This is a genomic window from Vibrio bathopelagicus (assembly GCF_014879975.1).
Lineage (GTDB): Bacteria > Pseudomonadota > Gammaproteobacteria > Enterobacterales > Vibrionaceae > Vibrio > Vibrio bathopelagicus.
The window spans coordinates 2,853,238-2,865,233 of sequence record NZ_CP062500.1; the positions used below are offsets into that span (position 1 = coordinate 2,853,238).

General features: G+C 45.6%; 13 protein-coding genes. 1 reads left to right on the forward strand and 12 read right to left on the reverse strand.

Annotated features, from left to right (window positions below):
- Positions 1 to 11 precede the first annotated feature (11 nt).
- Entirely contained in the window at positions 12 to 1,895 is a 1,884-nt protein-coding gene (gene dxs, locus IHV80_RS12600; RefSeq protein WP_192889262.1) for a 1-deoxy-D-xylulose-5-phosphate synthase, read from the forward strand.
- A gap of 161 nt (positions 1,896 to 2,056) precedes the next feature.
- Here the strand turns inward: dxs and IHV80_RS12605 are convergent, their stop codons facing one another.
- The 12 genes from IHV80_RS12605 to crl form a co-directional block, all read right to left on the reverse strand.
- A complete protein-coding gene (locus IHV80_RS12605) occupies positions 2,057 to 2,416 on the reverse strand; it encodes a putative quinol monooxygenase (protein WP_192889263.1) in 360 nt (119 codons plus the stop codon).
- A 50-nt stretch (positions 2,417 to 2,466) separates the two neighbouring features.
- Entirely contained in the window at positions 2,467 to 2,973 is a 507-nt protein-coding gene (gene pgpA / locus IHV80_RS12610; RefSeq protein WP_029222303.1) for a phosphatidylglycerophosphatase A, read from the reverse strand.
- Positions 2,973 to 3,947, reverse strand: a complete 975-nt coding sequence (gene thiL, locus IHV80_RS12615; protein ID WP_192889264.1) for a thiamine-phosphate kinase — start codon at positions 3,945 to 3,947, stop codon at positions 2,973 to 2,975. The genes pgpA and thiL overlap by 1 nt, the downstream gene beginning before the upstream one ends.
- A gap of 87 nt (positions 3,948 to 4,034) precedes the next feature.
- Positions 4,035 to 4,502 (reverse strand): transcription antitermination factor NusB, encoded by a 468-nt coding sequence (gene nusB, locus IHV80_RS12620; RefSeq protein WP_004734399.1) that lies wholly within the window; start codon positions 4,500 to 4,502, stop codon positions 4,035 to 4,037.
- A complete protein-coding gene (gene ribH, locus IHV80_RS12625) occupies positions 4,502 to 4,972 on the reverse strand; it encodes a 6,7-dimethyl-8-ribityllumazine synthase (RefSeq protein WP_192889265.1) in 471 nt (156 codons plus the stop codon). The genes nusB and ribH overlap by 1 nt, the downstream gene beginning before the upstream one ends.
- Positions 4,973 to 5,267: 295 nt before the next feature.
- Entirely contained in the window at positions 5,268 to 6,377 is a 1,110-nt protein-coding gene (ribBA, locus tag IHV80_RS12630) for a bifunctional 3,4-dihydroxy-2-butanone-4-phosphate synthase/GTP cyclohydrolase II (protein ID WP_192889266.1), read from the reverse strand.
- A gap of 108 nt (positions 6,378 to 6,485) precedes the next feature.
- Positions 6,486 to 7,142, reverse strand: coding sequence for a riboflavin synthase (locus tag IHV80_RS12635; protein ID WP_048612249.1), 657 nt, complete (start codon positions 7,140 to 7,142; stop codon positions 6,486 to 6,488).
- Positions 7,143 to 7,226: 84 nt separating this feature from the next.
- Positions 7,227 to 8,321: a bifunctional diaminohydroxyphosphoribosylaminopyrimidine deaminase/5-amino-6-(5-phosphoribosylamino)uracil reductase RibD gene (gene ribD / locus IHV80_RS12640; protein ID WP_192889267.1), complete on the reverse strand. Its 1,095-nt coding sequence runs from the start codon at positions 8,319 to 8,321 to the stop codon at positions 7,227 to 7,229.
- A gap of 40 nt (positions 8,322 to 8,361) precedes the next feature.
- Positions 8,362 to 8,811, reverse strand: a complete 450-nt coding sequence (gene nrdR / locus IHV80_RS12645; protein ID WP_192889268.1) for a transcriptional regulator NrdR — start codon at positions 8,809 to 8,811, stop codon at positions 8,362 to 8,364.
- A gap of 154 nt (positions 8,812 to 8,965) precedes the next feature.
- Positions 8,966 to 10,216, reverse strand: a complete 1,251-nt coding sequence (locus IHV80_RS12650) for a glutamate-5-semialdehyde dehydrogenase (protein WP_192889269.1) — start codon at positions 10,214 to 10,216, stop codon at positions 8,966 to 8,968.
- A gap of 66 nt (positions 10,217 to 10,282) precedes the next feature.
- Entirely contained in the window at positions 10,283 to 11,467 is a 1,185-nt protein-coding gene (gene proB, locus IHV80_RS12655; RefSeq protein WP_192889270.1) for a glutamate 5-kinase, read from the reverse strand.
- Positions 11,468 to 11,543: 76 nt separating this feature from the next.
- Positions 11,544 to 11,933 (reverse strand): sigma factor-binding protein Crl, encoded by a 390-nt coding sequence (gene crl / locus IHV80_RS12660; protein WP_192889271.1) that lies wholly within the window; start codon positions 11,931 to 11,933, stop codon positions 11,544 to 11,546.
- Between the last annotated feature and the right edge of the window lie 63 nt (positions 11,934 to 11,996).

Consider the following 11,996-nt stretch of genomic DNA (forward strand, 5'->3'; position numbering starts at 1 on the left):
GCGCATTACCTATGACTCTTGATATATCAAAGTACCCAACTCTTGCTTTGGCTGATAAGCCAGAGGATTTGCGTCTACTTCCAAAAGAGACGCTTACACAGCTTTGTGATGAATTACGCACCTATCTTCTTAACTCAGTGAGCCAGTCAAGTGGTCACTTAGCGTCAGGCTTAGGTACGGTAGAGCTAACAGTAGCTCTGCACTATGTGTACAACACACCTTTTGACCAGTTGGTTTGGGATGTTGGCCATCAAGCATACCCGCACAAAATTCTAACGGGTCGCCGCGACCGCTTGTCGACTATCCGTCAAAAAGATGGACTGCATCCATTTCCATGGCGTCAAGAAAGTGAGTACGACACTCTTTCTGTTGGTCACTCTTCAACATCGATCAGTGCCGGACTCGGTATGGCGATCAGTGCGAAGAAAGAAGGCAAGAATCGTAAAGTCGTAAGTGTTATTGGCGATGGTGCGATTACCGCAGGTATGGCCTTCGAAGCCATGAACCACGCGGGCGATATTCACAATGACATGCTGGTTATCCTTAACGATAACGAGATGTCGATATCTGAAAACGTAGGTGCTCTAAACAACCATCTAGCTCAAGTTCTTTCTGGCAGTCTTTACACGTCAATTCGTGAGGGCGGCAAGAAAGTGCTATCGGGCGTTCCGCCGATTAAAGAGCTCGTTCGTCGTACAGAAGAACATCTAAAAGGCATGGTTGTCCCTGGCACCATGTTTGAAGAGTTAGGCTTTAACTACATCGGTCCAGTTGACGGTCACGATGTTAATGAGCTGATTAAAACGCTGAAGAACATGAGAGACCTAAAAGGCCCTCAGTTCCTGCATATCATGACCAAGAAAGGCAAAGGCTACGAGCCAGCTGAAAAAGATCCTATTGGCTACCACGGCGTACCTAAATTCGATCCTGCACATTCAAGTCTGCCTAAGAGCACCAGCTCTAAACCAACTTTCTCTAAGATTTTTGGCGACTTCCTGTGTGATATGGCCGCGCAAGATCCTAAGCTGATGGCGATCACGCCAGCAATGCGTGAAGGTTCTGGCATGGTACGTTTCTCTAAAGAATACCCAGAACAGTACTTCGATGTAGCGATCGCTGAGCAACACGCAGTGACGCTAGCAACCGGTATGGCGATTGCGGGTGATAAGCCAATTGTGGCTATCTACTCGACTTTCCTACAACGTGGCTACGATCAACTGATCCACGATGTTGCCATCATGGATCTACCCGTTATGTTCGCTATTGACCGTGCGGGTCTTGTCGGTGCCGATGGTCAAACACACCAAGGTGCGTTCGACTTAAGCTTTATGCGCTGCATTCCAAACATGGTGATCATGGCGCCAAGCGACGAAAACGAATGTCGCCAAATGCTGTACACTGGCCACCAGCACACAGGTCCAAGTGCCGTTCGTTACCCTCGTGGTAATGGTATGGGTACAGAGATTCAAAGTGAGTTTACTGCGCTTGAGATTGGTAAAGGTCGTATCGTTCGCGAAAGCAAAAAAGCAAAAGATGGCTCGAAAGTCGCTATTCTTAGCTTTGGTACTTTCCTTGAAAGTGCACTTCAAACGGCTGACGCTATCGATGCGACAGTTGCTGATATGCGTTTTGTGAAACCCCTCGATAAAGCTCTGATCAAACAACTTGCTGCTGACCACGATGTACTTGTGACAATCGAAGAAAACGCGATTGCAGGTGGTGCGGGCGCGGGAGTGATTGAATTCTTGATGCAAGAAAAGCTACTGATGCCAGTATTGAACCTTGGTCTACCAGACAAGTTTATTGCTCAAGGTACTCAAGACGAGCTGCATGAAGAGCTTGGCTTAGATGCTAAAGGGATTGAGCAATCAATCGCGGCTTATCTAGCTAAGTAAGGTCTTTACTAGGTAAGCGCCTAGCTAAGTGAGCCTGTAGTTAAATAGCAGAATCAAAAAAAGGTTGGCCCTAGGGTCAACCTTTTTAGTATCTGTTAACTCGCTAGCTAAAACTTATATCGCTCAACTAACTTTCGCTAACCCAACCTTATAGCCCCAACTTAGCAACAAGGCTTAAGCACTGGCGCGTCATAGTTCTCTGGTTCATCAGAGTAGATAGCAACGTTGAAGTTCTCAACCAAGCCTGTCTCATCAACACACTGCTCTTGGAAGAACTGTTGAATCTCACGACGTTGGCAATGCGCTTCAAACGCTTCGTTGTCCGTCCAGATCTCATTGAAAGCAATCGGGAAACTCTGACCTTCAGCAAACGGGCTCTGAATGTGACGAGTCACCGTGTATTGAATACAACCATCTTCACGCAGAGTGTTTGGCTCTAGTGATTTTAAAACTTCAAACAGTTCGTTCAGTTTGCCTTCTTTTGGCTGAAATTGAGCGATACAGTAAACCTTCTTAGACATTGTAATTCCTTGTTTTTATCTATTATTGTTCATTCTTTGGATATTGATTCTTAAACAAGCCAGCCTGAAAAATGAGCCACAGCATACAGCGAAATCGCCGCCATAATACCCGCCACGATATCATCAATCATGATACCTAAGCCGCCGTGAACTCGCTTGTCTAACCAACCAATTGGCCAAGGCTTTACCATATCGAAAAAACGAAACAGAACAAAGCCAGCGAATAGCCATTTCCAATCATTAACAGGAATACCCAACAACGGCACTAGGCCCATGGTGATCCAAAAGCCAGCAAACTCATCCCACACAATAGAGCCGTGATCGTGCACGCCCATGTCATCAGAGGTCACTTGGCATATTTTGATACCAATAATGCAGCTCACAACCACAAGGATGACATAAATAGGGAAAGGTAACTGAACCAGTAATAGATAAAATGGGATCGACGCAAGCGTGCCCATGGTGCCGGGAATAATAGGCGATAAGCCACTGCCAAACCCTGTTGCCAATAAATGCCAAGGGTTTTTAAGAGAGATTGCAGAAAGTGGATTTGTCATCAATTAACCTTAAAGTGATCGTAACCAGTTAAGTTCCAGCTTAGTGGTTCACCATTATTGTGTAATTCAAAATATTCTACAGGTCTTATCTGGCCAATGCAGGTGACTTTTGTTCCAGTGTGTGACAAAGCACTTTCCAATGAACCTTTATTTTCTTCCGGCACGGTAAAGCAGAGTTCGTACTCTTCACCACTGGTGAGCGCATACTGCTGCGCAGAAGCGATATCAGAAGAGAATTGACGTAATTCAGCGGAGATAGGTAACGTGCTCACATCAATGCTGGCACCGACCTGAGAACGCTTAAGGATGTGTTTTAAATCAGCAATAACACCATCAGAGATATCAATGGCAGACGAAGCAAGGTTCACCAGTGCCTGACCAGCCAAAACTCGCGGAGTGCTCAGGTAGTGCCTCTCTTCAAGCTCTCGCGCATAAGGCTTAGCTTTGTTCTGTTCTGGGTCTAATATCACCTCTAGGCCCGCTTTGCTGTCGCCTAAGTTACCCGTTGCGTAAATCCAGTCACCCACTTTCGCGCCATCTCTGCGTAGTGCTCGACCCTCAGGTACAAAGCCCTGCACAGTAAGCGTTAAACTCAGCGGCCCTTTGGTCGTGTCACCACCGATTAGTTGAATACCAAAATAGTCTGCAAGTTTGAAAAAAGAATCACAAAATGGGGCAAGCCACGCTTCATCGACTTCAGGCATGGTTAACGCAAACGAAACCCAAGCAGGCGTCGCGCCCATAGCCGCAAGATCACTGATGTTCGAAGCCAAGGCTTTGTGTGCCACCCAAGCTGGGTTTGCTTCCGCTAAGAAGTGAGTGCCCGCCACTAAGGTGTCCGTACTGATCGCAATCTGAACATTGCTTGGCGCTTTGACCAAAGCACAGTCATCGCCCGCTGCCAGGTGTACGTCTTTACGTTGTGGTTGTCGATTTACAAAATATTTTTCAATCAGGTTAAATTCGCCAGACATCACATGCCCTATCTTTGGTATTACAAAAATTTAGTTACAAAAAAGGCCAGCATAAAAGCTGACCTTTAGATTCAATATACGAACGTCTTATTTCTTACGAACGTGCGGTGCAGCTTTATCAAGCACACCGTTAACAAACTTATGGCTGTCTTCTGCTGCGAATACTTTCGCAAGCTCAATAGCTTCGTTGATAACCACTTTGTATGGTACATCTTCGCGACGAGTCATCTCGTACATAGCTAAACGTAGAAGCGCTAGTTCCATCAAATCCAGATCTTGCATAGGGCGAGATACGAATGGACGAAGCTTGCTATCAAGTTCCATGTGGCTAAGAGCAACACCAGTTAGTAGGTCGCGGAAGTATGCAACGTCTGTTTCTGGCATAGCTAGAGCAGGTTCTGCGGCATGATGCTCTTCTTCATCATACTTACCACCAGATAAGAACTGTTCTTCAACGGTAGCAATATTTTCTTTAGTAATTTGCCAAGAATAAATTGCTTGTAGAGCAAATTGACGTGCGTTACGACGTGCGGCTGGTTTCACACTGGCCCCCATTAGGAATCGATTTCAGAAAGAACGTTGATCATCTCAAGTGCGCTAAGTGCTGCTTCTGCACCCTTATTACCAGCCTTGGTTCCTGCGCGTTCAATAGCTTGATCGATCGTATCAACAGTAAGAACACCAAACGCTACTGGAAGAGAAAATTCCAGAGACACTTGTGCCAAACCTTTATTACATTCACTACAAACATAGTCAAAGTGAGGTGTACCGCCACGGATTACTGTACCAAGAGATACAATCGCATCGAACTTACCCGTTTTTGCAACGCGCTGCGCTACAAGTGGAAGTTCTACTGCACCAGGGCAACGAACAACAGTGATGCTGTCTTCGCTTACTTGTCCATGACGCTTTAAAGTATCGATTGCACCAGAAAGTAAACTTTCGTTAATAAAACTGTTGAAACGAGCAATAACGATAGCAATTTTTGCATTTGGCGCTGGGAAGCCACCCTCGATCACTTTCATAAGCCTTCCTTTAACTATTTTCATCAAGTGAGAATCGCCGGATTCTAGCACAAAACTGTGAGCAATATCTAATGCTAATTTAGAAGAACAGACACCGGAGATGTAAAGATGATAACGCAGCGCTACTCCCAAGCATATAGGAACAGCGAGTAACCAAGCTTGTGTATTGAACACGTTTTGAGTCGGACTTGGCTACTTTGGTCTTTTGGCAATATTTATCACCAAAAGAGCCTCTGAAATCATCGGTAAATTATGTCGCTACAAATGGATAAACGTCTGTTCACTGACACATGATTTATTCGCAAACGTACTCAACAACGTTAAGACCAAAACCACCAAGTGCATGGTAACGCTTAGTGCTTGAAGAAAGCAGGCGCATATCGTGAACGCCTAGATCTTGAAGAATCTGAGAGCCTACACCAACACGGCGAGAGGTACCTTGCTTCTTAGCCATTTTCGGTTGCTCATTTTTATCTTGAGCTTCGAACGTCTTCACTTTGTGGATCAAAGAATCAGACGACTCTTCGTTACCTAGAATAACCAACACACCGCCTTCGTCGCCAATGCGCTTCATCGCTTTATCTAGCGACCAGCTGCGCTCAGTACCGCGGTCGGAATGAAGCAGATCGGTAAACGTATCATGCAGGTGAACACGCACTAAAGGAGCACCTTCAGACAGGTCACCTTTTTGCATCGCGTAGTGGATCTGGTTATCAATCGTATCGCGGTAAGTCACAAGCTCAAAATCACCAAACTCGGTTGGCAAGTGGCACTGTGCAACACGCTCAATTGTCGTTTCTGTGTTATTGCGGTATTCAATCAAGTCAGCAATGGTGCCTAGTTTGATATCGTGTTTTTCAGCGAACACTTCAAGATCAGGGCGACGTGCCATGGTGCCATCGTCATTTAGGATCTCAACAATAACAGATGCTGGCTCACAGCCTGCTAGACGAGCTAAATCACAACCTGCTTCTGTATGACCCGCGCGAGTTAACACACCGCCTTCTTGTGCGGTCAGCGGGAAAATATGACCCGGCTGAACAAGGTCCGCCGCTTTTGCGTCTCTTGCCACAGCCGCTTGAACGGTAACAGCGCGGTCTGATGCAGAAATACCCGTTGTCACACCTTCAGCAGCTTCAATTGAAACCGTAAAGTTCGTCGTGTATTGAGCATTGTTGTCTTGAACCATAGGCGCTAGACCCATGCGATTTGAACGCTCTTTCGTCAATGTTAGACAAATTAAGCCACGACCATACATCGCCATGAAGTTAATGGCTTCTGGCGTAACATGTTCTGCTGCCATGATCAGATCGCCTTCATTCTCGCGATCTTCATCATCCATCAGGATAACCATTTTTCCTAGGCGAATGTCTTCAATAATTTCTTGAGGAGTACTAATTGGCATTGTTCTATATCCTTTGAAATGGTTCTGCTTCCTAGAACCGACACTATTTAAACCTGATGATATTGCTTCGCTTTACAAAGTGACGCTAAACACACTTCGTATTAACGGTTAGGCAAAACCATTCTGCTGTAAGAATTCCATCGTCAATCGAGATTCAGGCTCAGACTCTTGCTGTTGGCCTTGAAGTAGACGCTCCATATAGCGTGCTAACACATCGACTTCTAGATTCACTTTACGACCGACATTGAATTGGTCGATGGTGGTTTCAGAAGAGGTGTGAGGAACGATAGTCAGCTTGAATGCGTTCTTACGTAAATCGTTTACAGTCAAGCTAATACCATCAACCGTTACTGAACCTTTTTGAGCCACGTATTTTGAGATTTCTGCTGGCATTTCTACCCAGAACTCAATCGCACGACCGACTTGGTTACGTTCAACAATCTCACCCACACCATCAACGTGACCAGACACGATGTGTCCACCGAAACGCGTGGTTGGTAGCATTGCTTTCTCAAGATTAACTTTGTCGCCCGCTTGGTAATCGACAAAACCCGTTTTTTTCAGGGTCTCAAGCGAAAGGTCAGCACTGTAGCTGTGGTCGTTGAACTCAACAACCGTCAAACACACACCATTGGTCGCGATACTGTCGCCTAACTGAACGTCAGCCATATCAAGCTTACCCACGTTAACCGTTACGGTGATGTCTTCTCCGCGGGGAGTGATTGCACTCAATGTACCTACGGCTTCTACAATTCCTGTAAACATTTTAAAACTCTTTTTGTTGTCAACGACATGTATGAAGTTGGAGTGACTATTTCCACTGTGGTTTAGTCACGATTTATTTCGCGACTATTGGTTAGTCACAATAGGTTTCGTGATAATAGGTTTCGCAACAATACGAATATCCACGCCAACTTGTCGAACATCTTTAATTTCTAGGTCAATAACGTCGGACATTGAAGTGAGCCCTAACGCGCCCATCAAACCTCGTCCGTCACTACCCATAAGTTTAGGAGCTAAATAGAGGATTAGCTCATCCACCAGCTGCGCTTCAATCAAGCTTTTTGCTAATGTAGCGCCCGCTTCGACCCAAATATGGTCGATATGATTCGCAGGTAATTGACGCATCAGATCGTGTAAATCGAGCTGACCTGCATCCGTGGTAACGACTTCAATATCAGCAGACGCTTCGGCTACTCTCAACACTGATGTTGGCGACTGATATAATTTTAGCTCAGGACGCAGTTGATTTTGACGATCAAGAATCACGCGAATCGGCTGTCGTAGCTCGTCTTCAGCATAATGATCTTTGATACTGCTTGGCAACTCTGCCCAACGAACATTCAACGACGCGTTGTCTTCAATCACCGTCTGGCTGGTTGATAACACCGCACCTGATTTTGCTCGATAATGCTGAACATCACGACGCGCTTCTGGCGATGTAATCCACTGGCTTTGACCATTTTCTAATGCTGTTTGGCCATCAAGGCTAGCCGCCATCTTCAACTGAACGAATGGCATACCGGTTTGCATACGTTTGATAAATGCAGGGTTCAAGTCGAGAGCGTCTTGCTCTAACAAACCGATTTCAACCTCAATACCCGCATCACGCAGCATTTTGATACCACGACCGGCTACTTTTGGATTTGGGTCCTGCATGGCACAAATGACTTTGGCCACTTGAGCCTTAATCAAACCTTCAGCACAAGGCGGCGTTCGACCGTAATGAGAACAAGGTTCTAGCGTGACATAAGCAGTCGCACCTTTTGCTTTGTCGCCCGCCATTCGCATGGCATGTACTTCAGCATGAGGTTCACCCGCTTTAGCGTGAAACCCTTCACCAACGATCTGGCCATCAGTTTGTACAATAACACAACCCACATTCGGGTTTGGTGCTGTGGTGTAAATGCCGCGTTTCGCTAACTGAATAGCACGCGACATCATTTGAAAATCTAGGGGAGTAAAGTTAGACATGATTGAGGGGTTAATCCTCTAATTTAGCGATTTCTTCGCCAAACTCTCGAATGTCTTCAAAGCTGCGGTAAACAGAGGCGAAACGGATATACGCCACTTTGTCCAATTCTTTCAATTGGCCCATGACAAGATTACCAATCATCTCGCTTGATACTTCACGCTCACCAGTTGCACGGAGTTGTGACTTAATCGTACTGATTGCAAGTTCAATGGCATCAGCACTCACTGGGCGTTTTTCTAGGGCGCGCTGTACGCCACCCACCATTTTATCTTCATTAAATGGTTCGCGGTTTCCATTCGACTTTATGACTTTAGGCATCACAAGTTCTGCCGATTCGAACGTAGTAAAACGTTCACTACATGCAAGGCATTGACGGCGGCGACGAACCTGATGGCCATCGGCTACCAGTCTTGAATCGATTACTTTAGTGTCGTTCTCTGAACAAAAAGGACAATGCATATCACCTCCAAATAATTGAATATCAGTGTAACGGAATTGCCAAACGTTAGGAAAGAAAAAGGGCCAATTAAGGCCCTTTTGTGTGGTGATTCATTGATTATTGCTACGCGATAGCAATTTCTAAATGAGCTGAGGAGGAAAATTAACGTGAACGTTAACCTCGAACTAAATAGTTCGCTTTGCCCACCCATTTGTAGCTAGTTAGCTCTTCTAAGCCCATAGGACCACGAGCGTGCAGTTTCTGAGTAGAGACTGCGACTTCAGCGCCTAAACCAAACTGTGCGCCATCAGTAAAGCGAGTTGATGCATTAACGTAAACCGCCGCAGAACCGACTGAGTTAATAAAGCGCTCAGAGCTCTCTAGGCTGTTGGTCATGATCGCATCGGAATGACTCGCGTTGTGTACTCGCATGTGATCAATCGCTTCTGCAACATCAGCAACTACTTTTACGCCTAGCGTGTAGCTTAGCCATTCAGTGTCAAAGTCGCCTTCAACCGCATCACGTTGGTCTTCAAAACCCGCTAGCAGCGATTTTGCACTAGCATCGGCAACCAAGGTTACTTTGCCCGCTAAGCGCTGTGTTAGCTTAGCAAGGAAAGCTTCAGCAACAACTTCATGCACTAGCAGCGTATCCAATGAGTTACATGCTGATGGACGTTGGACTTTCGAGTTTTCAACCACATCCACAGATTTCTCAAGGTCAGCGCTCTCATCAACAAAGATATGGCTGATACCGAAACCCCCGATGATCACTGGAATAGTGCTGTTCTCTTTACACATTTTGTGCAAACCAGCGCCACCACGAGGAATGATCATATCTACGTAGTCATCCAACTTAAGCAGTTGAGAGACTAATTCACGATCGGGTTTCTCAATGTACTGAACTGAAGCTGCAGGAAGTTCCGCTTTCTCTAATGCAGACTGGATAACTTTAACCAGTTCCATGTTTGAGAAGAATGTCTCTTTGCCGCCACGTAGGATACTTGCGTTACCGGTTTTCAGACACAGTGCCGCGATATCGATCGTTACGTTCGGACGCGCTTCATAGATAACGCCAACCACGCCAAGTGGCACGCGACGACGAGACAGTGACATACCGTTTTCCAGTACCTTGCTGTCGATTTCGCTGCCTACAGGATCGTTCAGGCTAATGACATTACGAACGTCGTTAGCGATACCCGTTAAGCGCTCTTCATTCAGAAGTAGACGGTCAAGCAATGCGTCAGTTAAACCCGCTTCACGACCAAGTTCGATATCTTTCGCATTCGCTTCTAGAATCGTTGCTGCATTTGCTTCTAGCTCATCAGCGATGATCGCCAATGCTTTGTTCTTTTGCGCCGTTGATGCGGTCGCTAGGTGGAAAGCAGCGTCTTTTGCTGCGATACCCATATTAGTTAAATCCACGTTTAACTCTCCCTAAATTCTATCTATCTTTGGATGTAAAAAGGCGATTCGCCTTATCATCACTTGCTAATCTTGAATCACAACGAGGTCGTCACGGTGAATAACTTCTGAACCGTAATCGTAACCAAGGATGTCGCCAATATCTTTACTGTGCTTGCCTGCTATTTTTGCTAGGTCTTGGCTTGAGTAGCTAGCGATACCACGCGCTACTACTTTGCCTTTGCTGTCTGTGACTTGGGTTACTTCACCACGAGAGAACTCGCCTTTAACTCGAACCACCCCTTTTGCCAACAAGCTACTGCCTTTGGTGTTAACGGCATTCACCGCACCATCGTCAACCACGATGTCACCAGCAGAAGCTGGGCCTGCTAAAATCCAACGTTTACGGTTTTCCAAAGCTTCTGCTAAAGGCAAGAAACGTGTGCCTTGTGGATTATCACTCAATGAGTCAAACACCACATTCTCAGCACTGCCCGCTGCAATAATCACTTCAATACCAGCACGACGAGCAATATCAGCCGCCTGCAGTTTTGTTGCCATGCCTCCGGTGCCTAACGTAGTACCACTGCCACCTGCGATCTTACGCAGTGTGTCATCAATTGTTTTTACTTCTTTGATGAGTTCAGCATTTGGATCTTTGCGAGGGTCAGCCGTAAACAAGCCTTTTTGGTCAGTTAATAGCAAAAGCTTATCAGCGCCGCATAAAATACCAACCAAGGCCGACAAGTTATCGTTGTCGCCTACTTTAATCTCGTTGGTGGCTACTGCGTCGTTTTCATTCACGACAGGAATAATATCGTGCTCAACGAGCGCGTTGATCGTGTCACGTGCATTAAGAAAACGCTCGCGATCATCGAGATCTGCACGAGTCAGTAGCATCTGGCCAATTTTAAGGCCATAGATAGCAAACAAAGACTCCCAAACTTGAATCAATTGACTTTGCCCAACTGCCGCAAGCAATTGTTTGCTCGCCATCGAGTTGGGAAGTGCGGGGTAACCAAGGTGCTCACGTCCTGCTGCAATTGCACCAGACGAAACCATAACCACAGAGTGGCCTTGTTTTTTTAATTCAGCACATTGACGAACCAGCTCAACCATGTGAGCGCGGTCTAATGCCAATGTTCCACCAGTTAAGACACTGGTACCCAGTTTAACAACAACAGTTTTACGCTGTGTTGTTGTCCCGCTTTGATGATTTATTGTCATGAAGTCTTTTATGGATAAAACAAATAAGAGGTGATGTTTTAGCAATCAACAAGAGAATTCACAAGTAGAAAAGGTGCGAAATCGCACCTTTTTGCTTTATAGAGAAGAGTAACCTTTAAAATCAGACGAATTCGACAGACTCTTCGTCTAACTGAACGCTGATTTCAAATTTCTTTTGAAGTTCATCAATCAGCTTTTGGTGAAAGGCTTCCTGAGTTCGAGAGACCTCAGCCACCGCCTTTTTCGGTAATGGTAAAGGATCCCAGTTACCATCGATATTATATTTACCCGTGTTGTATTTCGCCGAAAATCCTTCTTCCGACTTATCCAACTCAAGCCACCATCCCCAGAACTCACGCTCTTCTGGTGACTTTTTATCGTTCACACACACCGACAAACAATCAAAAATGTAGTGGCCTTCTTCTGATTGTGGCTCTCTTAGATAAGGACCAATAGCCTTTAAAACATTTAACAAGCGGTAATGAGTGGGTTGTTGTGTCACTTCTGACATATTGAATCTCCATTTTCAATGTTAAGAATGACGTTACTCAGATTTTAAGCAAAAGACTAAAAC

Bases quoted from the DNA above. Each gene is read 5' to 3' on its own strand.
- ribBA (WP_192889266.1), bottom strand. From the start codon at position 6,377: ATGCCAATTAGTACTCCTCAAGAAATTATTGAAGACATTCGCCTAGGA.
- ribD (WP_192889267.1), bottom strand. From the start codon at position 8,321: ATGATGTCGCGTGCTATTCAGTTAGCGAAACGCGGCATTTACACCACA.
- pgpA (WP_029222303.1), bottom strand. From the start codon at position 2,973: ATGACAAATCCACTTTCTGCAATCTCTCTTAAAAACCCTTGGCATTTA.
- dxs (WP_192889262.1), top strand. From the start codon at position 12: ATGACTCTTGATATATCAAAGTACCCAACTCTTGCTTTGGCTGATAAG.
- thiL (WP_192889264.1), bottom strand. From the start codon at position 3,947: ATGTCTGGCGAATTTAACCTGATTGAAAAATATTTTGTAAATCGACAA.
- nusB (WP_004734399.1), bottom strand. From the start codon at position 4,502: ATGGGGGCCAGTGTGAAACCAGCCGCACGTCGTAACGCACGTCAATTT.
- crl (WP_192889271.1), bottom strand. From the start codon at position 11,933: ATGTCAGAAGTGACACAACAACCCACTCATTACCGCTTGTTAAATGTT.
- IHV80_RS12635 (WP_048612249.1), bottom strand. From the start codon at position 7,142: ATGTTTACAGGAATTGTAGAAGCCGTAGGTACATTGAGTGCAATCACT.
- ribH (WP_192889265.1), bottom strand. From the start codon at position 4,972: ATGAAAGTGATCGAGGGTGGCTTCCCAGCGCCAAATGCAAAAATTGCT.
- nrdR (WP_192889268.1), bottom strand. From the start codon at position 8,811: ATGCATTGTCCTTTTTGTTCAGAGAACGACACTAAAGTAATCGATTCA.
- IHV80_RS12605 (WP_192889263.1), bottom strand. From the start codon at position 2,416: ATGTCTAAGAAGGTTTACTGTATCGCTCAATTTCAGCCAAAAGAAGGC.